The organism is Paenibacillus plantarum (assembly GCF_013141695.1).
Classification (GTDB): Bacteria; Bacillota; Bacilli; order Paenibacillales; family NBRC-103111; genus Paenibacillus_E; species Paenibacillus_E plantarum.
Genome location: NZ_WHNY01000004.1, coordinates 93,263 through 117,328 on the forward strand (window position 1 = coordinate 93,263; position 24,066 = coordinate 117,328).

Genomic DNA, 24,066 nt, shown 5'->3' on the forward strand with positions numbered 1-24,066 from the left:
AAAAACGATGTAGGATTGCTGTCATTCAAGCCGTTTGCTGAGCCTGTATTTATCGTAGTATGAATGACTGACTCTCACAAGTAACGTAATTCTTGGAAAAAATCCTTAAATTCACGCACTTGCCTATGGATATTGATACCTATTTGTAGATAATGGTACAATTAGAGCGTTTCCAAATATTTCATGCAGAGCAGGTGATTCTCATAGCTAAATTGTTCTCTTCCTATCTGCCATGGAAGCAATTGCGACATCAACTCTCGCTCGGAGGGATTGTGCTCGTACTCATTTCAATGGTCATCATCACGTACGCAACCATTCGGCAATCCACCAACGTGATTGAACGCAACTCCTACCATTACATCAATCTTGCGCTTGATCAGACGGATCAGAACCTGCAACGCATCCTCCAGGTAGCGCATGATACGACAAACAAGGCAATCAATAATAAGTTTCTGCAGAAAACATTGATCGAAGCGAAGCGTAACGATGCGATGGATCCACTTACATTCAGCTCCCTTCGTGACTCCCTTAGTACTGCATTCGTTGATACGAACGTTATTTCCTATATGGAGCTCCATTCCTTACATGACGAAACCATTTCTTCAGGCATTTGCTTTCAACAAATCATGACGGACGCGATGAGGCATGGCTCTGAAACGTTAGACGGCGGGACGTATTGGTCAATCACGGAAGCTCAGCTTTGCCAAATCAGCACCCCCTACACATTGACCGGGACGCGTGCCGTGGTCAACTTGCTCAATCCTAATGAAATTCTCGGTTATCTGACTTACACGATCAATCTAAACTTCCTTACCGATATTCTCCAGCGGGATAAAGATTCTTCAGCAACTGTGATGATGCTGATGAGTGAGAGCGGCGAGCCGATCATGAATCATTTGAGCGAAGAAGATCATGCTCATATGAAAGCACTGTTCGGCAGTCAACCATCAATGTACGAGCAGCTACGCAACCGTCATAGTTATAACGATCAAGGCTACATATTCACATCGTACGAAGATGTTTACACCCACTGGCTGCTCGTGGCGATTACCCCGCAACTTGAACTTACGCGAGGCTTAAACGAGATTTATATTACGAGCCTATGGGTCGGCTTCGGACTCATCCTTGCAACGGTCATATTCTCGACACTGTTTGCATCGTTCCTAACGAAGCCCATACGTGAAGTCATCGGTAAGATGAAATTGGTCGCTTTCGGAAATTTCAAAGTGAAGGTGGCACCGCAGCGCTATTTCAATCAAGAAAGTGAACAGCTGGCCCTGCATTTTACCTACATGGTGGAAAACTTCCGTTACTTAGTGCAAGAAGTGTATGAGAAGCAGGATCTTGAGCGCAAAGCCACGCTGCGAGCACTGCAAGCGCAAGTTAATCCTCACTTTCTCTATAATACACTCGACAATATTTTCTGGGGATTGGAATCTGAAGGTGGGTCCAAAACTTCTCAAGTCATTCTCGATCTATCGCAAATGCTGCGGTACGCGCTGAATCCCAACTCCACGATGACAACGTTGGAAGAAGAACTGTGGCATATCAAACGTTATATCTCGATTATCCAATATAGATACCCTGGTCGCTTTCAGACCCATATCCATGTTCCGGAAGAGCTGCTAGGTTGCCAAATACCTCGTTTGCTCATCCAGCCCATTGTCGAGAACGCAATCTCTTACGGCATTGAGCCGAAAAAAACGGCCAAAGAGCTTCGTATTGAAGCCTCCGAGAGTCATGGAATCGTTACACTCATTATTTCTGACGATGGCGCCGGCATTCCGGAGGAAAAGCTGAAAGTTCTCCTCAAAAAAAGACGAGCAACGGATGAGCAACAGAGTGATAAAGGTCTTGGCATACTCAATGTACATGAAAGGCTTGCGCTTCACTACGGAGACACATTTGGCGTGCAAATTCAAAGTGAAGTCGGTGTAGGTACACAAATTACGATAAAGTTCCCTAGCTTACTACGTAAAGGAGATGAAGCCACAGGATGAACCCATCAAGAATTGTCCTTATCGATGATGAAATCAACATCCGTGAAGGTTTGCGTCGCATCATCGATCGATCGCCATCTTTCCAAGTCATAGCTGATTTCCCTGACGGCGGGGAAGCACTTGAATGGTTGGAAAGGAACACCACGGACATCGTCCTCTCCGACATCCGTATGCCGGGCATAGACGGTATAGAAGTGTGCAGTACCATAACCAACAAATGGCCGCAGATCAAAGTCATCCTACTTACAGGACATGCGGAGTTCAATTATGCCTATTCAGCGATTAAGGCTGGCGTACTGGATTACATTCTGAAGCCATGTGATCCGAAGATTATTATTGAAACGTTGGAGCGTGCTGCCAAGGCTGCTGGATTAGCAGCAGCTTCGGTTAATGCTGAAGTCGGTGCAGGCGAGAGCTCTTGGAGTGCCACCTACAGCATTCAATCGACCAATCCTTGGATTCTAACGGCCGTGCAGTTCATTGAGGCCAACTACGAAAAAGAGCTCTCCGTTCCCGACATCGCAAGTCGAGTTCATTTGAGCTCTTCCTATTTCAGCACAGTATTCAAGGAAGAAACGGGTCATAGTCTAGTTCATTTTATCCATTTGGTGCGCATTGAACGAAGCAAGCACTTGCTTTCCGATTTGCAATACAAAAGCTATGAAGTGGCTGAACTTGTAGGTTATAAAACATTTCGTCACTTTAATGAGATATTTAAAATGATCGTTGGACAGACGCCATCGGAGTACCGCCGCACCCTCGGAACTCGAGTCGCTACTTCATGATTCTCATTGTGTGCCCTCCTTGTCTCTAACATGACAGGGAGGGCCTTTCTTATTGGCGATAAAACCTACATCTAACCGCGGTCGCTCATCATTGAATGGCATCGATAGAGGTTTTCTCAATCTTGCAGCAGCGCTGTGCGCCCACCATCCACCACATAGGTGGAACCAGATGCAAAGGACGCATACGAACTGGCTACGAACGCGCAAAAGGCCCCGATCTCTTCGGGAGTACCCAAGCGCCCGACGGGATGCCGTTGCACGGTCTGCGCTCGTTCCGCTTGCGGATCCGGGAACGATTGAAACCAGGCATCATTGCCTGGCGTATCAATAAATCCTGGGGCGATGCCCACCGTTCGAATGGCAGGTCCCCATTCGATAGCAAGGCTGCGAACGAGTCCTGTCAATGCACTCTTAGCCACATTATAAGGGAAGCACCCTGGAATGGTTGCGATTGCGTGATTCGACGTCATAATGACAATGACGCCATTGGCGCTTCGTTCCAGATAAGGCTTGCAGCATTGGCTCATCATCCAGTGGGATTTCAGATTGAGATCCATGTTGCGCTGCCACGAGTCAGTATCACAGTCAGCAGCACCATGAAATGCATTGGCTCCCGCATTTGAAACCAGAATATCAATACCTCCGAAATGCTGAACGGTCATCTGCACAAAACGATGAACCGATTCGTCATCCGTGATGTCCATTGCGGTAAAGAAGATCATCTTACCTGCTGTCATTTGCTCCAATTGAAATTGTTCCCACGCCGGGCTGCTTTCTCGTGCACATGCAGCAACATGAGCACCCGCTTGTGCCATCATGCGAGCTACTCCTAGGCCAATTCCCCCTGATGCACCAGTTACAATCGCAACTTGGCCGCTCAGATCAATGTTTAGTGCCATTGTAAGTCTCCCCGTTTGCCAGAATGGTAGCCACTTGCTCTCTCCAAACCAAATACCACGTCTGTACACATCGTATTATGGATGACCTGCGCCTACAAGTGACGAAATTGTTTGAAAAAATCCTTGAATTCACAAAAAGACGGCATTCCATTCACTATTGAAATGAATGCCGTCTTTTGGATGTTTCTTCCCATTTAACTATTCAATAGTGAACCGAACTCTGCTAAGAACTGATGAATCAGTTCCCTGTCTTCTTGATTTAACGGATAAGAAGGTTTCCGACAATAGTCGGTTTTGATAAGACCTCTTTGTTGTAGAATGTTCTTCTCCACTTGAATGATATACTCGCAATCTTTCATCCAGCGTGAAATATAAGTGAGCAGCCTTTGATGAAGTTGTCTCGCTTCACTCTCCAAACCTTCTTGAGACAAGCGATAAATCTCCACGTAGATTTCAGCAAAAGAACAGCCTGGCATGACGCCGCTCCCGCCCGCTATCATAACATCCAGCATATATAATCCAGCATAACCGTTCATGATAACCGCTTGTTGCCGCTCTTGCAGAATCCCGTTTATGGTTTCCATCGGCGGATTAGACTCAATTTTAAAAACAACGTTCGGATACGCGTCGTAGATCTCAATCAACTCATCGATGGCAATCTCCACATTTGTCTCTGTCGGCGCATATTGTACTAGAACAGGAATGGTCACAGCGCCTAACACGGCTCGAATATGTTCTTTGATTGCCTCCATGCTAGGACGCAGGAAGAAAGGAGGTAGCAGCATTAACGCGCCGGCCCCAAGCGCTTGATATTCCTTCGCACGTTTAACGGCTACTTCGGTGCTATGATCGGTAACCGAGAGAACACTACGCACACCCGTGCCATTCAACTCTTGTACAAATACAGCAGCCAATTCTTTCCGTTCGAAATCTGTGATCTTATAGAACTCACTCGCAATCCCGAACATGGTCAAACCCTGAATACTGGATTTCGACAGATGCCCAATTAAAGCGCGGAAATCCGCCCAATCGATTTCCCCATCCATCTGGAATGGCGGAGCCATGATTGGATATACACCATTGATGTCCACTTGATCCTGCTCCTTGCTATTGTTCATTTCCTGGCCCCCTGAATGAGATTCGCGAACTGCTTTGCGGTATGTGTCAATTCCTCATATCGTCCAGCCTCTATGGCATCCTTCTTCACCAAAGAACCGCCGATCCCGATAGCAACAGCCCCATTTCGAATAAACTGAGCTGCATTATCCAAGGTCACTCCGCCAGTTGGCATCATAGGAATATGTCCTAAAGGTCCTTGAAGCTCCTTCATATAATCAGTTCCCAAAGCATTACCAGGGAAAATTTTGATTAAATCGGCGCCTGCACGGTAAGCGGTAACAATTTCAGTTGGTGTCATGACACCAGGTATGGATATTTTCCCATAAGCGTTCGTCACTCGGATCGTTTCTAGTTCCAAGATGGGAGCGAAAATAAAATCTGCCCCTGCCTGAATCGCGATTTTCGCCGTCTCGGCATCTAAAACTGTGCCAGCTCCTACCAACGTACGCCCGCCAAAACTACTCTTCAAACTAGCAATCATGTCGAAAACGCCTGGCGTGTCTACAGTAATCTCCAACGCGCCTACGCCGCCTTCAACTAACGCATGCGCGATATGCTGAATATCTTGCGACCGGGGACGGCGAATCACAGCAACGATTCCTGACTCTTTGAGTTTCTGTACATTAGCCAATTTATTCATTGACGCTTCGCAGCCTCCTACCTGGATACATTCAAACATCGGTTATACGTAGAATCCTGGTCTCGCTTCGCGAATTCCCGGGTGCGCTTCCATGACTTCCTCAACCAAATCGACACCTAACCCCGGACGTTTCGATAACACAAGATGTCCTTGTTTCACTTCAATTGGATGATCAATCACTTCATCTCTCCATGGAACATCGTTGAACATAAATTCTTGTCTGAAGAAGTTAGGCACCGAAGCACACACATGAGCACTTGCCAATGTGGAAAGAGGTCCATTTGGGTTATGCGGTGCTAATAGTACATTGTACGCTTCCGCCATTGTAGCCATCCGCTTCATTTCAGACGGTCCGCCGCAGCGTGTGATGTCTGGCATAATAATATCGACCAGTTGTTTCTCAAGAATCTGACGAATCCCATATCGGGTATAATGACGCTCTCCCACACAAATGGATACTCTTGGATTCAGTCGATCACGAACCGCTTTTAAGGTATCCGCACTTTCAGGACCGACTGGTTCCTCATACCAAGTAATATCTAATTCCGCTAATTTGTCCGCCATCGTAATCGCTGTCTTAAAGTTCAGCATCGCATGTGTTTCAATCATCATATCCATTTCAGAACCAATCGCATCACGAACGGCCTTCGTTACATCGTAAGCTCTTTGTTGAAATTCAGGTGTGAGAGACAAATTGCTGTTCAAATCTTCGCCATACAAATAGTTGGTATGTGCAAACGGATCGAATTTCAGTCCCCCAAAACCTGCTTCTTTCACTTTACGGGCTTGCTCCGCATAATCCAAGGCATTATGACCACCGCCAGTAAACCAGTAGTTGGCATAGAGTGGGATTTCCGTGCGGAACGCTCCGCCAAGCAACTCATAACAGGGAACGCCTAACACTTTCCCTTTCAAATCAAGCAAGGCCATATCAATCCCGCTGATCGCGCACATGCTTGCTCCATAAGGTCCAACCCAGTTCAAATCCCGATATAATTTCGTCCAAATAAAATCGGTTCTCATCGGATCGAGTCCAATAATCCGTTCACCCACATGCTTAGCCGCTGCTTCCACGATAGGACTTCCTGGCCAATTCGTCGCTTCTCCGACCCCTGTATAACCTTCGTCAGTATAAATTTTGATCATTGTCCAATTGTACTTAATCCCCTCAACCAGCCATACTTTCACGTCTGTAATTTTCATAGGATAACCTCCGTTAGAATGAAATAGATCATATCTTAATAAAATAATGATATGATCTATTTGGACAGATGTCAATCCTTTGATCTGATTATTTGAGGAAAAAACCCTATGAAACACTTGGAATTGATTACATTCTATGTATTTAGAGTATAATGAATGATAAATTCATCATATCTATACACCCGGATTTGCTAAAGTCTTCGCACTTATCGTTATTAACGATACGGTTTAGGGAAGATCCTATGTATGTCTCTTTTTTTTCAAGGTGATCTGAGCTATGCTAGAAGGAAATCTTGAGCCAATTGAACAAAGAAAGGTCCTCAAACTCATGAAAACAATGGCCTATGAAACCGCAATACAAGCAATCAAGGAGAAAATAAAGACTGGCGAATGGAAGGCTGGAGATCGACTGCCAACAGTACAACAATTAGCAGTAGAACTTTCTCTCGGTATTTCTACGGTTCGGGAAGCCTTGCGTATTCTAGAAAATCAACGCATTGTCAGCATTGAACACGGCCGAGGCATGTATTTGCGCAATGATCCTTTATTACTTGAAGACCCCACAACAACGCTGGAGCAGCTTGGCAATATTTCATTAGTCTCGCTACTTGAGGCAAGACTGCTCATTGAGCCAGAACTCGCATCGCTATGTGCTAAGCATGCTACGGATTCACAAATTCAACAGTTGCGTTACCTAGCGGACCAAATGGTCGTACAAATGCAAAAAGGAGGGGATTTCTTCGAAACCGATATGGCTTTTCATCAACTCATAGCAGAAGGATCCAATAATCCAGTCCTGATCAGAATGATGTCTATGATTGCCCCCATTTCCGTTGAAGCAAGAAAACAAACCAATACCATCCCAAATATGCGCACAAAAGCATCGAATTATCACATATTAATTGCTATTGCCATCGAAGAACGACATGCCGAACAAGCCAAGTTGTTAATGGAAGCGCATATTAGAGAAATGTTGCGCATGTTTATCCAGTAAGAAGGGACAGCCATGTTTACCACTCGCATGATCCCAATACTTTTTTACTCATGGCTTCCCATAGAAACCGCAGGAGTGACGGGGATACGGAGCGACACCTTCGTCCCCTTCATCAGCGCACTCTCTATAGTGACCCGTGCTTTCCCCTGATAATAAATATCCAGCCTGCGTGCCACATTGGATAAACCAATGCCTGAAGAGGATTCCGATTGCAAAAGTGAACTACTCAGCAGTCTTAACTGCTCCTCGTCCATCCCCACACCATTGTCCTCCACGACAAGCAGAAGATCCCCAGTCTCCAAGTAAACACTAATATGAACTTTTCCTACACGCGAAAGCTTGGCAATACCATGCTGAATCGCATTCTCGATAATAGGTTGCATGATAAATTTAAGCACAGGAACATCCTTAGTCTCAGGAGCGATATCCCACTCTACAACTAATTTATCACGATACCTCGCCTGCAAGATGATACCGTAATTCGTTACATGCTCGATTTCCTCGGAAACGGACACTTCCATTGGACCTTTGCCGACTGCGAACCTAATCATATCCGCAAGCGCTCCTACCATCGTATTCACCCCTAATTTGTCACCATTCATGGCTCGCATACTAATAGCTTGCAGCGTATTGTAGAGAAAATGTGGATTTATCTGCTGCTGAAGCATTTGGATTTCCACCTTGGATTTCAGGGCAGTAAGCCTCTCTTCACGTACTTCACTGTCGATTTTGGCTTCCAAAAGCTGCTGAATCTGTTCGATCATCCTGTTGTAGCTGCGTGAAAGCTCGCTGACTTCATCATTGCCCTCCAACATAACGGTACTCCATTCTCCGCTTCCCGCACGTGCCATCGCTTCGTCGAAATGTTCAAGCCTGCGGACAATACGCGATGAAAGCCAGTACACGGAACCGAACGCAATTGCTATTAGAATGGCCACGACAATGGCATAGCGCTGCAATAACTGACGATTCAACGCTACAACAATTTCAGTACTTTGAGTAATCGTCAATTTCATGTCATTCAGCTTCAAATCGACCTTGACTGCTGATCTGTCCGCTTTTTTCAAGTCAGACTGCGCTCCGCTTCGATATATAATTTGATTCTTTTTGGTAATCAAAATGTCCGGTACCTGTTTGGCGATGGATGGTTCCAGCGCTCCTTGTTTTAAACGCAGCACGAGATACCCTGTCGTTGTTTCTTCGGACACAATTTTCCTGGCTAGAGATGGAACGAAGCGGCCGAATTCATCTGCGGTTTCGGGAACCCAAAGTACCCGATTAAATGGCGTTGATAGAATCTGAGGTTCAGCCGCTGCCTGGGATCCGACCATCTGTACATAAAATGGCTCAATGACGCCCAGTGCATTGTATCTTACCGCATAGTTGACATTAGACATACTCGGATGCAGCCATGCTCGTTGAGGTCCCCGTAAATTCTCGGAAATGAATAAATAATCTGCTAACTGTTCATAGCTCTGAAATTGCCTTGAAATATATAAACGTAATTGTTCAGCTGTAACCTTGGTTGCATTCGTCAAATCAGATTTGGACATATAATAAAAAAACGAGGAGTAAAAAATTCCCAACAGAAGTATAGGCAAGATAACGGACACACTATATAAATACAATAATTTCCATCTTAAAGGCAACTTCATTAACGTATTGCTCCAAGTACGAACAGAAATTGGCGATTTCGGCCATTCATTGGACTCACGTTGTATCACACTTGCTAACCGACGAAATGGAACGAAAATACTCGCACTAATGGATTCTGACATTTTCTTCGTATACATCAATATCACACCCGTCAGGGCAATACCTAGCAATAGCAAAGACTTAAATGACCATAATGAAGCAGGATCCGGTATCCACTGTAACTCGTACTCATATGGAATTAACTTCGTACTATAGGAACGCTGACCGGACAATTCACCTCTCTCTTGTGCTGCATGGCTAGTCCAGATGATCCCCCCAGCTTCGTTACGCAGAATAAACCTTCCCTGAGCACCTTCTGAATAGACAAAATGTTGCATGAAGTCAGGTTGCAGAGTTAGAAGCACTAGCACATTGGAGCGATAGGTGGAGATAACCATTTTTCGATCCGTCAGATCAATGAAAGAGGTAGCATTCTTTATTTGTGAAGGGGTCCATCCGGCCAGCCCCTGATTCTCTGCTAATTTAAGAAACTCTTCCTTCCTCAAAATATCCGGTTTCCCGCTGTTGCGAACAATGCGCCACAGCATCCCGATTCGCTCCAAAGCGTCCAGCGACGGAAGATTGTCACTACTCCAGCTTTGTTGGCCTATCGTTTTCCGAAAATTCGCTTGATTCTCGTTCTGACCAATGATGAAGATATCCTCCACAAGAGAATCGGCTAAGTTCAACTCGCCTGCCATTTGACTTAGCTTTTCCCCATATTCCCGTTGTTCGCGTGAATCTTTCATATTCAAATACAGCTTGGCGTAATTGATCCAATCATCCGAGCTGATCAGTGCTAGCATAGCTTCTAGTTCTCCAAAATAGTGTACGATGCTCTCATTTTGATATTGCAGCATGCGCTCCGCCGTTGAGCTTTGATTATTCGCAATAAACTTGAAATAGTTGCCAAAGACCAAGCCGTAGAGCAGCAGTTGGAATATTAGCATGAGCGCAACAGCTCTTCTTACAACCTTACGGTGCATCCCCAATCCGCCTTCCTCGTCAGATGATCTTATTTAATCTGGGTGTTCAGGATACTATCCGTAATACTATAGTTCATCTCTTCTGTTAGTTGATAGAACGCTTGATCCATGGATTTACGATGAAAATAGACAGGAACGATATTTTTATCCAACGCTTGCGTTAGCGAATTTTCCAGTAAGTAGGGGTTGTTATCCAGCAACGTATCACAATATGCCAGCTCAGCTTGAACGAACGCGAAAGCTGCGCGCTGCAGTTCCGTATCTTTGGGCAGGAGTTTGAATTTCGAACGAAAAGCTGGTACACCCCAGCCTTGCTTGGCCCGTTCATCCGCTGGAGGACCTGCGAAGAACCACTCGAACACTTCCCATGCCTCTTCTTTATGTGCTGTTTTGGCCGAGATAATGCCACCTACGCCTGCTTGCACAGGAGAGAGCCGCTTACCATCCTCAAATACAGGAGCCGGAGCGAAGCCGACAGGAAAGGACTTCCCGCCCATGCCCATCTGCTCGATGGAGTTCAAGAACCAATAACCGACCATGAACATCCCCATCTTGCCATCGAGAAACAACGAGGAGGGTGTTTTCAGTTCTGCATTTATTGGAGTCGGTCCTACGGCGTGATCTACCGCTTCATTCCAGAGATTGTGAATACGACTCATCTCGGGAGATGTAAAGTCAGCCTTTCGATAATGATCATACCAAGGTGATTTATCTAATTGGGCAAGCTGCAGCAATAGCACATCTTGATTCAGTGCTGTGAAATGGTTATTAATCCCTAAGCCATACTGCCTTATTGGCTGAGTAGAATTCTCCTGCTGATTAACAGTTAGCTTTTGGGCTGTATCCATCAATTGCTGCCACGTCATCGGCGTCTTCGAGTCAGGATACGGGACGCCCGCTTGATCGAAGAGGGTCTTATTGTACATAATCGTATAATCAGGCGACCAGTCTTTCATAAAACCATAGTAAGGACCAGCCCCTTGGTTATTGCCGTCAAAACGATAAATATTCGTCACAGGAAATAAATCATCACTTGGAAACATCGTACTGTTTCTGATTCGACTTTCCACATTCATCGCAAAACCATGTAAAGCGTAGTACGGCAATTCTTTAGCACCGCGAATTAACAAAATATCGGGAGAAGTTGCACTGTTACTAAGCAGGGCCATCTTCCCCGTATCCATATCGATTCGTTTGATCGCTACCTTGGGATGCGCTTTCTCAAAGTCAGCGATCATCGAAGGGGTTAGCTCAATGTCTCGTGCCGCAAATGTAATGGTGACACGCTCAGGTTCGCTTGCTTCTGAGTAATCTACTTCTTCTGATGAAGTAATACGCTTCTGATGCACGAACATGATGATCAATCCTAGTAAAATAACAAGTATGGCCGTCCAAGCGGTCCAACGCCGTATCATCGCAGCCTCCAAGTAGGTAAGACATATTTCTTACATTATAACGAATACAACGGGAAAAAGTAGGAAAACCGCCCATGCGATATACCACAGGCGGATTTCTACTATGCGTACGCAATGCGATCGCGTCTTGTTTCTATCGTCTCTAGCTCATGCAGTAACTTAAGCAGCAGCTCAGACTGGATGCCCCTATAATCAGCGAGATTCCAAAGATTGCGTCGCTCGTGCGGGTCTATGACCAGATCATATAACTCTCCATAATCTATGCCGTATGCACCATAATAAATCGTCAACTTATGCTGCTTGGTCACTAACGTTTTGAGACGCAGCTTCTCTTGGTCATCAATGCATTCGATCAAAGCGCTCTCGCGCACATAATGCAGCTGGCCCTTGAGAAGCTCACTTGCATCTAAGCCATCCATGCGCACGCGAGTGAGCAGCCCGCATAAGGACATCAACGTAGGCGCTATATCCACCAGGCTGATGATTGCGCCATGTCGAGCTGCTGGAATGACTTCAGGCCAATGAACGAGCAGTGGCACATTAATAAGCTGTTCGTAATGAAATGGCCCTTTCATCCATATCCCGTGATCCCCCAGCAGTTCCCCATGATCTGAAGTAAACACGATGATTGTATCTTGGTCGATACCCGCTTCTCTTAACGACGCAAGAATTTCACCGATCGCCTCATCCACCATCTCGACCATGCTATAGTAATAGGCTTTGCCAAGAAGAGCGTCTTCATCATTTACCAAACGATAGTCATTCCCATCAGAAGACTGTCCAGCCATTGGATATTTCCCATGAAGAGGGTGATCCTCATTCCATTCCCCCGTTTGCACGGCTGCGAAATGTGGCGGTTTATCGTCAAGTTCTCCCTTTTCAAAGTTAGGCAAAGGTATATTATCCGTATTTATCTTCTTCGCTCGCTCTACAGGGAGCGCATGAGGATGATGAGGATCCTGGAAACCTATGCTCAGGAAGAAGGGTTCCTTCTCTTCCTGGGCTTGATCGCGGATGAAAGCGCAAGCGCGATTCGCAGTCCATCTGCTGTTATGCAGGTGCTCGGGTAAATCCCAATCATAGGCCTCTCCACCGAACGCCATCGTTCCTTTGCGCTCCGCATCAAAGGCCGTCTTGCCGGATTGTTCCTTGACCCAAAGTCCATAATGACCTCGCATTCCATATAAAGAATGGCCGATCGCCAGTTCTACGGATTGAAAGCCATAGTAGGGACCGTGAAACTGCTCGGCATGAGTCTCCCAGCCCTCTTCTTTGGATTCCATCGACTGATCCGGTGTAATGAAATATGGCTGAAAATGCGCTTTGCCGATATGGTGCGTCCGGTATCCATACTCTGCAAATTGATGGGGAAGCAACACTTCGTCCTCTGAAATCGCAGTACCAACATTCCACGCGCCATGATGACTGACATACTTGCCACTATAAATGGAAGCTCGACTTGGTGTGCATACAGGATTCGTGCAATACGCCCGCTCAAAGAGCGCTGAATCATTAGCCAGTTGATCCAGATGTGGCGTATGGACGAAATCCGACCCATAGCACCCCAAACTGTCCTTCCGCTGCTGATCGGTCGTGATCAAGATCACATTTGGCTTTCTTGATGTAGTTGGCATATGTTACACCTATCCTTTCACGGCACCTGCGGTTAGTCCCTTGATAAAAAAACGTTGTAACACGAGGAAAATCATTGTCACGGGAACAGAAACCATGATCGACGCTGCCATCATCCCGCCATAATCAGAACTTGACTCTCCGATGTACTTCATAACAAGTCCAGGAGCCAACGTTCGCTTGGCTGGATCCGTAACCAATGTCAGTGAATACAGTAAGTCGTTCCAGCTTAAGACGAACCCAAATATCGCAACCGAAACTAAACCTGGTAGTGCCAACGGAAAAATAATGCGGTGGATGATCAACATCCAACCTGCTCCATCCATTTTGGCAGATTCCAATACCTCATCTGGAATTTCATCAAAATATGTTTTTAAAGTCCATGTACCAACAGGGAGCGTAAACGTTACAAAGGCCAAAATTAGTGACGTATAACTGTCTAACAGTCCATATCTCTGCATCAGGATATAAATGGACAACAGAAGAACGCCGTAAGGAAACATCTTGGAAATCATGATGGCGCTCATGAATGACTTCCGTCCGCGATAGCGAAATTTAGAGAAGCTGAATCCCGCATAAGCGGAAATGAATGTCGCAAGAATACTGCTTACTCCTGCAGTAAACAAACTATTTTTCACATATTGTCTAAGCTGCGGGTCTTGAATAACTTTCCAAAAATTACTTAACGTCGGATGGCTAGGAACCAGTGTCGGAACGAGTGTTTCAGCCGCTGGTTTCAACGCTGTATTCAACATCCAATATAAGGGGAACATAATAAACAAACCTATCAAAATGAGTGTCGACCAGAAAAAGAGCCGAAACCCCCATGTTTTCTCAAACATAAGCTAATGCCCTCCTCCGTTATGATTTATCTTTCATGCTTCGTACGTACATAACGGCGAATATTGATAGCAGAAGCACCCAAACCATTCCTACAGCAGCAGCCCCTCCAATATCGTAACTCTCAAAAGCGCGCCGATACACTTCAACTGCAAGCGTCGTCGTTGATCGCGCAGGTCCCCCTTGCGTCATAACCCATACGAGATCGAATTGTTGAAAACTACCGATCACGCCTAGAATTAAAATGATGTATACCAGCGATTTCATATGGGGCATAATCACATGGCGCATCACGGTCCAGTTGTTGCCGCCATCCATCTTAACAGCTTCTGCCTGATCTTGCGGCGCGGATTGCAGTCCTCCGAGGAGAAACGCCATGAACCAAGGTAAGGTTTGCCAAGTTTTGGCGATGATAACCGCAATCATTGCGGTATCCGGCCGTCCCATGAATGTGATGTTCTTGGAGATGAGCCCCAAATGCTGCATAAAAGCATTGATTACCCCGTAATTACCGTTAAACATCCAGATCCATAAGAGTCCAATCGACGTGCTCGGGATAACCCAGCAAACAAGCGTCAACGTTCGCAAGAGCTTCTCACCGCGAAAGCCTTCATTTAATACGATGGACCAGGCAAATGCGAGCAGGAAGGGGAGCAGTGTGCCCCCGGCTACAAAGATCAGTGTATTCTTGAAAATCTCATAGAAATTGGGGTCCTTGAACAAGCTAATGAAATTCGTAATTCCAGTAAAATTCATGCTAGGACTGAGCATACTTTTATCGGTAAAACTAAGGCTCAAAGACTGAAGGAACGGATAAAATATAATCGCTGTAAAGACCAGCATAGCAGGTAAGACCAACAGAAAACCGATACGGTTTTCTGTTGATGCCTTCTTTTTCACATTAGCAATCATAGGCTCATCACTCTTTTTTCAAAGTTTCTTTTAATCTTGCAGCTGCATCGTCCATCGCTTTTTGCGGTGTTTTGGCGTTCAACAGTGCCGCTTGAATCTCTTCGGAAATGACTTGATCCATTGTCTTGGATTGCGCATACTTTTCTGTTTCGCCTGCCTTCGAGCTAGCTGCAATTTTCAGATAACCCGTTGTGTACGCGTCGTTCTTCACTTCCGGCAGGTCGGCAATTTTCTTAATTACTGGTGGTGTTGAGGCGGATTTGAAGTATTTAATCGCAAGCTCTTGATCGGTCAAAATGGATTTAATGAACTCAGCTGCCTTTTTGGGATTCTTCGAATCCTTCGAAACCATCAAATAATGACCCCATAGCTTGGCTTGCTGCTTATCGCCTTCTTTGGCTACAGGGCGCGGCATCGGTACGAGATGCTTCGGCATGTCAGCGTCGGAGATTCCTTTGGATACTTGGAAGCCTCGAGCAACAATCGAATCATCATAGAAAGCTACCTTATTTTGCGAGAATAGATTTCTCGCTTCGACGCGGTCGATGTCCATTTTGATATAACCTTTATCGAAAAGTCCTTTGAACCAAGTCAGGGTTTGAACCCCTTTATCATTGTTAATGGTTACATTTCCGCTAGCATCGAAAACACTGCCTCCATTGGTCCACAACCACGTCTGGAAATCCTGGGAAATGTTAGCTCCATTCTTCGTCATAGCCGCATAAGGAATCACATCTGGGTTGCTCGCTTTCACCTTGGCTAGCGCTTCTTCGAATTGTTGCAGTGTCGCAGGCACGCCTGTAATACCAGCTTTTTCAGTAATAACCGGATTGTACAACATGGAAATAGCAGCAACTGTCCACGGAAGCGCATACTGTTTGCCATCAACTTGACCTGCCTTCAATGCTGCCTCGTCGAAGTTATCTTTGATCCATTGTGGATCTAATAACGTATTTAAATCCACCATGACGCCCATTTTATTCAGCGTATTAAACCAAGTAATATCGACTTGTGCAATATCCATATCCTGTTTGGCCTGTGATTTGAGAATAATTTGCTCCAGGGACTTATCCCATGGATAACCCACTGTTTTGATCGGGAATGCGGTCTCTTTCTTGTTCCAAGAGCCTACCATACCATCTTGAATAATTGATTTACCTGTCGTTTCTTCACTCGACCAGCTGACGAATGTCATCTCCTGCGGCTTAGCAGGGGTTGTGCTTTTCGACTCAGCTGATGCAGAGGGTGCAGCCTCCTTCGTAGTCGTACAAGCTGTAAGCGAGACTGCCATTACTGTTGACATCATACCAAACGCATAGCGCTTCCAATTCATTTCAATCAATCCCCTCGTCATCCAAATCTGTTATTTGCTTTACACTTTTCATAGTAAAGAAATAGCGGCATTGTCTCAATGCCGCTACTTTTGGATGGATGTTCGATTTTTTTGGGATCTGGAAGTGTCATAAGAGCTAAAGGCAATCAATTCCTCACGGAAATACGATAATCATTTGGCGTCTGTTCGGTTATTTTGCGAAAAATTTGCGAGAAATATCGCGAGTTCTCATACCCCACCATTTCTCCAATTTCATATACTTTGTATTGAGTCTCAGCGAGCAGTTCTTTGGCTGCTTCGATCCGACATGAAGTTAAATAAGCGATATAATTTTCACCAGACATTTCTTTGAACAAAAAGCTTAAATAACTGGCATTCACATGAACATGATCTGCCACCTCAGATAACGTTATTGAGCGATTATAGTTTGCTCGAATATATGCCTTCCCTTGATTAACCACATCCATGCCTGTCTGATTAAGCGGTCCCACATGCTGGAGTTGCTGAAGCAATATGGTGTCTGGCTCAGCGGTCTGCCTGGTTGAGGGATCGAATTGCTTATGATCATACACTTGAATGCAATCCACGTCCCCTGAAGAGAGGGCTTTATCCGCACTTAGTCTGGACAGAGGCAGATCTTGTATGGAGTTAACCGTCTGGCCTATGCTGATCGAGAAGGTAGAAGGAAATAGTCCCCGAATGCCATAGAGCTGTTTTCTGAGCTCTGTCATGATGACCATCCAATCCTCTTCTCCTTGTGCAAGAAAAAGCACTTCCACGGTTGAATCATTCACACTATGATAGCCATATTTGTCGTCCCATAAATCTATCAATATGTTGTGAAGAGCGAAAGCGAGTAGGTGCTTGTCCACCTCCCACGGAGCGGATAGGTCGATATCAAATTTAAGCAGACAGACTGTATAAGGTGGACTGTCCAACAGCATTTCCCCAACTGAGCACCCTTCCTCCCACTCTTCCTGACTAACGGGTACGGACGTACATTGCTGAATGAATTTCTTCCTCAGCACGTTAGTTAACAGCATAGAGCGCCGCTCCAGCATAATCGCTCGCATCTGCTGCTGCTTATCCTGATTGAGGCCGTTGACACATCTGAGCATCGTATCCTTTAACTGGTCTAAACGAACCGGCTTCAGGAGGTAGTCCTCTACACCATATCGGATACAGTTTCTAGCATATAGGAAGTCGTCATAGCCCGAGAGGACAACGACCTTTGTGTAGCTAAATTGCTCGTGAAGCTTCGCAGCCAGCTCCATGCCATCCATATGCGGCATGCGAATGTCCGTTAGTACAATATCTACGGGATTATCCCTAATCCACATATAAGCTTCCAGACCATTCTCACATACTTTGACAACGGTTAGCCCTAGTTCTGCCCATTCCATTGCAAGCAAGCCTTCACGAATTTCAATTTCATCGTCTACAATCATCAATTTCAGCAAGGTTGACTCCACCCTTTTCGTACTTGCAAATTCAACTTAGTGGCCATTATTTTACTCGAAATAATAAACAATTGCCATCCCTATTTACTCCTACGGCTACCAAGGCGAACAAAAGCAGACTGAATCTCCAAGAGATGATTGGGCAATCTGTCATGGCGTTGTATACTCTCCATTACACTGTTTCTATCGTGATCGCTTCCGTCACTAAGCCTACTGAACTAGCCCGTAGTCTGATCGTTCCCGCTGCTCCATTGGACTGAACCAGTACAAGGCAATAACCGTTAAAAACTTTACGGCGGTTCGATTTATCTGATTCATGACTGCTTGGATTCCCGTTACCGACGCCGATTATAGTACCCGAGCCCTCTACTGTAAACAGGATTTCATTATCTGCCGTTGGAACGATACGTCCCCATGCATCCGCCACTGCAACTCTTACGACAACGACATCCGTACCATCCCTTTGAATCGTCGTACGATCAGGCATCAGCTTGATTTGATTCGGAGCATCAGCAGTCGCAACACGTTTCACGAGAATGGCTACATCGTCCTTATATCCTGTTGCCGTCAGTTCACCAGGCTCATAGGGGACATCCCATGCTAGATGGGAATTCGGAATCATCATCTTTCTTCCTAGGCTTATGTCGTTTAAACGCAGTTCTACCGCATCGCAGTTACTGTAAATCTGAACATGAATGGATTCGCCTTCTCGGCCCTCCCAATTCCAGTGCGGCATGATATGAAGCACCGGTTCATTCGTCCAAACAGATTTGTAATAATAGTAGCTGTCTTTGGGAAACCCACACGTATCCATGATGCCAAAATGCGAATTGATGCATGGCCATTCATAAGGCGTCGGTTCGCCGCGATAATCGAATCCAGTCCAGACGACAATGCCCGTCAGAAAAGGATTCTGAACAACGTCGGTCCAAGCTTTCTCCGGTGTACATCCCCAGGAAGGATACACGGTTCCGTATGCGGGAACATACCCGCGTATTTCGTCCGTCTCATAAATGCCGCGTGTCGTCGTGCAACTGGCGCTCTCGCTGCCGATCATGATCCGATCCGGATACGTGATATGATCATTCACATCTTGATCTTCACGTTGACCGTAATTGTAGCCCACGATATCTACGGCTTCCGCATAGCCCCCGCCGTTCCAGCCGTGATTCAATGCAGCAGTCGTCGGACGCGTAGGATCAATCGTATGGGTCACATCGGATAACGTCTGCAGGATGCGAGCACCCATAACCGTTCCTTCCAAAATCTCTTCATTTTCCATACTCCACATGATGATGCTTGGGTGGTTGCGTCCCCGGTACAGCATGCGCTTCAAATTATCGATACCTTCCGGCGAGCTGTCGAGTTTACGATTCTCTTCAATGACCATCATACCCAAGCGGTCGCATGCATCAAGCAGCTCTGGTGTAGCCGGATGATGGGCGCTGCGGTACGTATTAGAACCCATTTCTTTAAGTAATTCGATTTTATATGCAATAATTCGGTCAGGAAGCGCCACGCCTACTCCCGCGAAATCCTGATGATTACACGTTCCTTTAATAATCAACGGCTTTCCATTTAGAAAAAAACCTCGGTCTGGCGTAAATTCAATCGTCCGAATACCAAATGTCGTTTCATAAGTATCAACGATTGCTCCTTCTACATTGCGTATTTCCGTTAATACTTGATATAAATGAGGCGTATCCGGTGACCAAAGTTTCGGCTGAGCAACACGTACCGTCTGCTCGAACATCAGGTTAGTAATAGGTTCAATCGAGCCTTCGGATGAAACAGACCCAACTGTCTCCCCCGTTTGTCCATCTATGATCGTTGATGTAACCGAAATTGCAGCGGATGTTGCATTGGTGTTCTCTACGCTTGTTTGAATACGAACATCGCTATGCGATTCGGTTACAACCGGTGTCGTCACATACGTTCCCCAATGCGCCACATGCACGCGTTCCGTCTTCGTAAGCCAAACGTGCCGATAGATGCCGCATCCCTCGTACCACCATCCTTCGCTTTCCGTAGCGTCCACTTTGACACATACAACGTTCTTTCCCTCATCCCCATAGCGCAACACATCGCTTAGATCATAGATAAAGCTGGTGTAGCCGCTTGTATGTCTGCCCATGAGATGGCCATTGACCCAGACGGTTGAATTCCGCATAACACCATCAAATTCAAGATTAATTTTCTTGCCTAGATCATCTCTAGCTATATCGAAAACTTTCACATACATACCGATACCTGTTGGCAAATACCCGCTGCTCGCCGGCCTGCTGCCTAAATTCGGATCGTTGATGTAATCGCCTTCTATGCACCAGTCGTGGGGTAGATGCACAGATACCCAGTCTTTCGGAACAGTATCTGCATCGACGCTTTTGTCCACGAATGCAATGTCGAGCCAATCCCCCTCCTCCATCTTTTCACAGTCTGTGATGCCTCCGGTCATGCCGGCCTTAACCGCATAACGAATAGGAATATCCCCTTTATGAAAAAGCCAATCTGCGTCAAAGCTGTTCTTCGTTCGAACCGTTTGTAGATCCATAAGTTGTTATCCCCTTTTGTTCATAGAGAAAGGAGACCTACTTAAAGAGTCCCCTTTCTTTTTTTGTACTATATAGTTATTTCTTCGATGCTTTCCACTTGTCGATTTGAGCTTGCTTCTCTTTCACAATGTCATCCCCGCCTGCAGCCTTCAATTTCTGAATTAGCTGAGGTAACAGTGTGTTCGGATCGGATGTACCGGTTTGAAGCGCGTTCAAATACTGATTCAGCACTGTCGTAACCTGGGCAATTTTGCTGTTTACAGGCTCCGGATTAAAGCTGAAACCTAACAAATCCGAATAGGCAGCTTCATTATTCAGCTTTTGCGTTGCTTCCCAAGCGCCCACTTGCGATTTATCGGTATAATAGCCATTAAATTGGTTACCGAACATCCAATCCGAGTTCGGATTATAGCTGTTCGTCTCCGCAGTTACGCCACTTGGCATGCCAATGACGTTATCTGCCACTTTCACATAGTGCTTATTTTCTATCCCGTGCGAGATCAAATTGTATAATTGCTTGTCTGTATTCATCAGTTCCATGAACATCATGGCGCGCTCTGGATTTTTGGACGACTTACTGATCGCATTTAATGTCGAGATGATGCCTTCTGTCGATACAATCGGCTTCTCTAGATACGCGCTGACAAATTCGAAGCCGTACTTACTCTTAAGCTCCTGCTCGCCTCCAGGCTTCACCACGTTAATCAAAGCAGCATATTTGCCAGCTTTCATATCACCATCTGCTTGATCTCTCTTGGTCGATGTGACATCTTTCTTAATGTACCCTTTATCGAACCACTTCTTCGCATCCTCGAAGTGTGCTTTCATTTCCGGCGTTTCATATTGATTGACAACTTTCAGACCTTTATCCCCGATCATCACGACACCAGGTGAGAATTGGTCGCCGATCGTATCGAATTGACTCTTATAAGGAAGTGTGACGTTGACTTCATTATTTAATGCTAATGGCGTGATGCCTTTTTCACCTTTCAATACTTGGTCAAAGAATGGTTCCAAATCCTCGCTCTTCTTAACTGTCTTAATATCCAAACCATATTTGTCAGCTAAATCCTTACGAATAAATACCCCATAGGCTTTGGCAAAAATTTGTTGGTTAATGATACCGTAAATTTTGTTATCAACCTTAGTTGCATCCCAGAACTGTGCGGGCATGCTCGATTTCAGCTTAGGTGCATATTTGGTTAGCAGTTCATCCAGCGGAGCAAAGCTGCCTTTGGCTACATTTTGATAATAATTGTTCGTCCAGCTCGACGTGAAAGCAAGATCATACGGCTCATTGGTGGCATTGATGACATTCATTTTCTGATCGTAGGCACCCCAATCGATCACACTCAACTTCACAGTCGCATTAATTTTTGCTTTTGTAATTTTATTGATTTCCTCCTGAATGAGGGCAGCATCCTTCTGTACCGTTCCTGGATAATACCAAGTTAGTTCGACAGGCTCTAATGCTTTCTCACCACTTTTACCACTATCTGAGGGCTTAGCCTCACCAGTTGCTACCGGTTTACTGCTAGCTTCTTCCGTAGATTTGCTGCATCCTGTGAGCGCCGTCATGACGATCAATGAAGATAGAGTTACGACTGTGAATACATTGCGTTTTTTCATTTTTTTGCCTCCCCTTAATCATGTGTATGATCTATGCTAATCCGAATCATCGGCTATAGCTACATTTAGCCTTTCACTGCTCCTACCGTTAACCCTCGAACGAAAAACCGTTGCACGAACATGAAAGCAAACAAGATAGGTCCTGTCGCCAATACAGCTATGGCCATACGTGCCGTTTGACCAGGTAGGGCTATGCCCATCGTCTGTGGGTTAGCCGAGATCGCATTAATGTTCTCCATGATGGAGTACAGTAAGTATTGTAACGGATAAATTTTAGGGGTATCGACATACATCAGTGCCAAATACCAGTCGTTCCAGTACATCAGGATGATAAACAATCCGATTGTCGCCATGGCTGGAAGCGATAAGGGAATCACAATCTGGAAGAAAATCCGCAATTCCTCCGCACCTTCTATCTTGGCGCTTTCGATCAATGACTCTGGAATTTGTGTGAAATACGATCTTAACAACAGAACGAACCACGGAATAACGATATAGGGGATGATGAGCGCCCATATGCTGTTTTTGAGATGCAAATATTGCGTAACCAATATATACGTCGGTACGATTCCACCATTAAACAACATGGTAAAAAATACGTAAAACGACAGCGGCTTGCGTAATACAAAGCTTTGACGCGATAAGGTATACGCAAGTAAGGAAGAAACAAGCAAGGAGATGGCCGTACCTAATAGGGTTACTAGAGCCGTCACACCATAAGCCTGCATAATCTGTGTCGGTTCTGATAAGACATACTTATAAGCAAATAGACTCCAGACTTTGGGGATCAGCGTATAGCCATATTCCGAAATAGCCGTTTCATCCGATAGGGAAGCCGACAGTACTAATAATAACGGGATGAGGCAGAGTATACTAACGAGTATTAAAATGCCATTAACGATGAAACGTTGGACGATTTCTGCGTTGTGAATTTGCCGGGATTCCATATTCAACCTCCTCTCTTCATTAAAATAAGGCATTGTCTGGATTAATTCTGCGAACAATCCAATTGGAGAGCAATACCAGAATTAACCCTACAACCGCTTGATAGAATCCCGCCGCTGAAGCCATTCCTACATCCCCCAGCATACGTAAAGAGCGGAATACATACGTATCGATGACGTCTGTCGTTGAATAAAGTAACCCTGTATTTTGCGGGACGTGATAGAACAACCCGAAATCAGCATAAAAGATACGTCCAATTTGGAGCAATGTCATAATCGTAATGACAGGTATAAGCAGCGGAATCGTGATTTTGGTGATTTGCTGCCATTTGTTTGCTCCGTCTATTTTGGCAGCTTCATAATATTCATGACTGATCCCCATCATCGATGCCAAATAAATAACACTGAAATACCCAATATTTTTCCAGACGTACACGATAATCAAAATGAAAGGCCAGTAATTCGGTTTGGCATACCATTGAATTTTGGAGAAACCAACGGATTCCAGCAGTTTATTGATCGTTCCGCTATCATAATTGAGCAATGCGTAGGTAAAGTACCCGACAATGACCCAAGACAGAAAATAAGGAAAGAATAGCGCTGACTGATAAAATTTAAGGAGTCCTTTTTTCCGAACTTCATTGAGTAACAGCGCAACAAACATGGAGCTTACCGTTCCGATTACTATAAATAGTGCATTCAAGTACAACGTATTCAGTGTTATTTGCCAGGCATCACGTGTAGCAAATAGAAATTCAAAGTTCTGAAAGCCAACCCATTTGCTGCCGAAAATTCCTTCGTCGAACTTATACCGCTTGAATGCGATTACAAGTCCCAACATTGGCGTGTAGGCATAAATAAGAAGGAAAAGCACACCGGGTGCCGCCATCGCAAACAACCATTTGTTCTGACGCATCGCATACATAAAACGTTGTATTCTCGTTCGGCTCTTCCTCTTTCTTAATACACCGCTGAGCGTATTGGCTGTGTTTGTTTCCATGTTAGTTTCACCACTTCCGTTCTGTTTA

The 24,066-nt window shown here is 45.3% G+C and carries 18 protein-coding genes; 3 read left to right on the forward strand and 15 right to left on the reverse strand.

The window, feature by feature from the left end:
- Nucleotides 1-152 precede the first annotated feature (152 nt).
- The gene (locus GC096_RS00330) at nucleotides 153-2,000 is read left to right on the forward strand and encodes a cache domain-containing sensor histidine kinase (protein ID WP_171628311.1); all 1,848 of its coding nucleotides are present in this window, start codon (nucleotides 153-155) and stop codon (nucleotides 1,998-2,000) included.
- Complete coding sequence (locus GC096_RS00335) at nucleotides 1,997-2,785, forward strand: response regulator (protein WP_171628312.1); 789 nt, start codon at nucleotides 1,997-1,999, stop codon at nucleotides 2,783-2,785. The genes GC096_RS00330 and GC096_RS00335 overlap by 4 nt, the downstream gene beginning before the upstream one ends.
- A 116-nt stretch (nucleotides 2,786-2,901) precedes the next feature.
- Here the strand turns inward: GC096_RS00335 and GC096_RS00340 are convergent, their stop codons facing one another.
- The 4 genes from GC096_RS00340 to GC096_RS00355 all read right to left on the reverse strand — a co-directional run bounded on the left by GC096_RS00340 (nucleotide 2,902) and on the right by GC096_RS00355 (nucleotide 6,646).
- Entirely contained in the window at nucleotides 2,902-3,684 is a 783-nt protein-coding gene (locus tag GC096_RS00340; protein ID WP_171628313.1) for an SDR family NAD(P)-dependent oxidoreductase, read from the reverse strand.
- 194 nt (nucleotides 3,685-3,878) lie between these two features.
- The gene (locus tag GC096_RS00345; protein WP_171628314.1) at nucleotides 3,879-4,802 is read right to left on the reverse strand and encodes a dihydrodipicolinate synthase family protein; all 924 of its coding nucleotides are present in this window, start codon (nucleotides 4,800-4,802) and stop codon (nucleotides 3,879-3,881) included.
- Nucleotides 4,799-5,443: a bifunctional 4-hydroxy-2-oxoglutarate aldolase/2-dehydro-3-deoxy-phosphogluconate aldolase gene (locus tag GC096_RS00350; protein ID WP_171628315.1), complete on the reverse strand. Its 645-nt coding sequence runs from the start codon at nucleotides 5,441-5,443 to the stop codon at nucleotides 4,799-4,801. Before GC096_RS00350 ends, GC096_RS00345 begins: the two co-directional genes overlap by 4 nt.
- Before the next feature lie 42 nt (nucleotides 5,444-5,485).
- Entirely contained in the window at nucleotides 5,486-6,646 is a 1,161-nt protein-coding gene (locus GC096_RS00355; RefSeq protein WP_171628316.1) for a mandelate racemase/muconate lactonizing enzyme family protein, read from the reverse strand.
- Nucleotides 6,647-6,923: 277 nt separating this feature from the next.
- On the opposite strand from GC096_RS00355, the gene GC096_RS00360 reads away from it, so the two are divergent.
- A complete protein-coding gene (locus GC096_RS00360) occupies nucleotides 6,924-7,640 on the forward strand; it encodes a FadR/GntR family transcriptional regulator (RefSeq protein WP_171628317.1) in 717 nt (238 codons plus the stop codon).
- Nucleotides 7,641-7,684: 44 nt separating this feature from the next.
- On the opposite strand, the gene GC096_RS00365 is transcribed toward GC096_RS00360, so the two are convergent.
- The 11 genes from GC096_RS00365 to GC096_RS00415 all read right to left on the reverse strand — a co-directional run bounded on the left by GC096_RS00365 (nucleotide 7,685) and on the right by GC096_RS00415 (nucleotide 24,038).
- Nucleotides 7,685-10,321 carry a sensor histidine kinase gene (locus GC096_RS00365; RefSeq protein ID WP_171628318.1) on the reverse strand — a complete coding sequence of 879 codons (2,637 nt, stop codon included), beginning with the start codon at nucleotides 10,319-10,321 and terminating at the stop codon, nucleotides 7,685-7,687.
- Nucleotides 10,322-10,350: 29 nt separating this feature from the next.
- On the reverse strand, nucleotides 10,351-11,736 hold the full coding sequence (locus tag GC096_RS00370) for an extracellular solute-binding protein (protein ID WP_171628319.1): 1,386 nt from the start codon (nucleotides 11,734-11,736) through the stop codon (nucleotides 10,351-10,353).
- Nucleotides 11,737-11,837: 101 nt separating this feature from the next.
- Nucleotides 11,838-13,370 carry a sulfatase family protein gene (locus GC096_RS00375; RefSeq protein ID WP_171628320.1) on the reverse strand — a complete coding sequence of 511 codons (1,533 nt, stop codon included), beginning with the start codon at nucleotides 13,368-13,370 and terminating at the stop codon, nucleotides 11,838-11,840.
- A 9-nt stretch (nucleotides 13,371-13,379) separates the two neighbouring features.
- Nucleotides 13,380-14,210: a carbohydrate ABC transporter permease gene (locus tag GC096_RS00380; RefSeq protein ID WP_171628321.1), complete on the reverse strand. Its 831-nt coding sequence runs from the start codon at nucleotides 14,208-14,210 to the stop codon at nucleotides 13,380-13,382.
- A 19-nt stretch (nucleotides 14,211-14,229) separates the two neighbouring features.
- On the reverse strand, nucleotides 14,230-15,120 hold the full coding sequence (locus tag GC096_RS00385; RefSeq protein ID WP_171628322.1) for a carbohydrate ABC transporter permease: 891 nt from the start codon (nucleotides 15,118-15,120) through the stop codon (nucleotides 14,230-14,232).
- Nucleotides 15,121-15,127: 7 nt separating this feature from the next.
- On the reverse strand, nucleotides 15,128-16,453 hold the full coding sequence (locus GC096_RS00390; RefSeq protein WP_171628323.1) for an ABC transporter substrate-binding protein: 1,326 nt from the start codon (nucleotides 16,451-16,453) through the stop codon (nucleotides 15,128-15,130).
- Nucleotides 16,454-16,599: 146 nt separating this feature from the next.
- Complete coding sequence (locus GC096_RS00395; protein WP_171628324.1) at nucleotides 16,600-17,913, reverse strand: response regulator; 1,314 nt, start codon at nucleotides 17,911-17,913, stop codon at nucleotides 16,600-16,602.
- Between the two features lie 172 nt (nucleotides 17,914-18,085).
- Entirely contained in the window at nucleotides 18,086-20,464 is a 2,379-nt protein-coding gene (gene galA / locus GC096_RS00400) for a beta-galactosidase GalA (RefSeq protein ID WP_171628325.1), read from the reverse strand.
- A 76-nt stretch (nucleotides 20,465-20,540) separates the two neighbouring features.
- On the reverse strand, nucleotides 20,541-22,094 hold the full coding sequence (locus GC096_RS00405) for an ABC transporter substrate-binding protein (RefSeq protein ID WP_171628326.1): 1,554 nt from the start codon (nucleotides 22,092-22,094) through the stop codon (nucleotides 20,541-20,543).
- A gap of 65 nt (nucleotides 22,095-22,159) precedes the next feature.
- Nucleotides 22,160-23,041 (reverse strand): carbohydrate ABC transporter permease, encoded by an 882-nt coding sequence (locus tag GC096_RS00410; RefSeq protein WP_171628327.1) that lies wholly within the window; start codon nucleotides 23,039-23,041, stop codon nucleotides 22,160-22,162.
- Nucleotides 23,042-23,060: 19 nt separating this feature from the next.
- Entirely contained in the window at nucleotides 23,061-24,038 is a 978-nt protein-coding gene (locus tag GC096_RS00415; RefSeq protein WP_171628328.1) for an ABC transporter permease, read from the reverse strand.
- Nucleotides 24,039-24,066: the final 28 nt, after the last annotated feature.

Excerpts from the sequence above, each read along its gene's own strand:
- GC096_RS00330 (WP_171628311.1), top strand. The coding sequence starts at position 153 with ATGGTACAATTAGAGCGTTTCCAAATATTTCATGCAGAGCAGGTGATT.
- GC096_RS00335 (WP_171628312.1), top strand. The coding sequence starts at position 1,997 with ATGAACCCATCAAGAATTGTCCTTATCGATGATGAAATCAACATCCGT.
- GC096_RS00340 (WP_171628313.1), bottom strand. The coding sequence starts at position 3,684 with ATGGCACTAAACATTGATCTGAGCGGCCAAGTTGCGATTGTAACTGGT.
- GC096_RS00345 (WP_171628314.1), bottom strand. The coding sequence starts at position 4,802 with ATGAACAATAGCAAGGAGCAGGATCAAGTGGACATCAATGGTGTATAT.
- GC096_RS00350 (WP_171628315.1), bottom strand. The coding sequence starts at position 5,443 with ATGAATAAATTGGCTAATGTACAGAAACTCAAAGAGTCAGGAATCGTT.
- GC096_RS00355 (WP_171628316.1), bottom strand. The coding sequence starts at position 6,646 with ATGAAAATTACAGACGTGAAAGTATGGCTGGTTGAGGGGATTAAGTAC.
- GC096_RS00360 (WP_171628317.1), top strand. The coding sequence starts at position 6,924 with ATGCTAGAAGGAAATCTTGAGCCAATTGAACAAAGAAAGGTCCTCAAA.
- GC096_RS00365 (WP_171628318.1), bottom strand. The coding sequence starts at position 10,321 with ATGCACCGTAAGGTTGTAAGAAGAGCTGTTGCGCTCATGCTAATATTC.
- GC096_RS00370 (WP_171628319.1), bottom strand. The coding sequence starts at position 11,736 with ATGATACGGCGTTGGACCGCTTGGACGGCCATACTTGTTATTTTACTA.
- GC096_RS00375 (WP_171628320.1), bottom strand. The coding sequence starts at position 13,370 with ATGCCAACTACATCAAGAAAGCCAAATGTGATCTTGATCACGACCGAT.
- GC096_RS00380 (WP_171628321.1), bottom strand. The coding sequence starts at position 14,210 with ATGTTTGAGAAAACATGGGGGTTTCGGCTCTTTTTCTGGTCGACACTC.
- GC096_RS00385 (WP_171628322.1), bottom strand. The coding sequence starts at position 15,120 with ATGATTGCTAATGTGAAAAAGAAGGCATCAACAGAAAACCGTATCGGT.
- GC096_RS00390 (WP_171628323.1), bottom strand. The coding sequence starts at position 16,453 with ATGAATTGGAAGCGCTATGCGTTTGGTATGATGTCAACAGTAATGGCA.
- galA (WP_171628325.1), bottom strand. The coding sequence starts at position 20,464 with ATGGATCTACAAACGGTTCGAACGAAGAACAGCTTTGACGCAGATTGG.
- GC096_RS00405 (WP_171628326.1), bottom strand. The coding sequence starts at position 22,094 with ATGAAAAAACGCAATGTATTCACAGTCGTAACTCTATCTTCATTGATC.
- GC096_RS00410 (WP_171628327.1), bottom strand. The coding sequence starts at position 23,041 with ATGGAATCCCGGCAAATTCACAACGCAGAAATCGTCCAACGTTTCATC.
- GC096_RS00415 (WP_171628328.1), bottom strand. The coding sequence starts at position 24,038 with ATGGAAACAAACACAGCCAATACGCTCAGCGGTGTATTAAGAAAGAGG.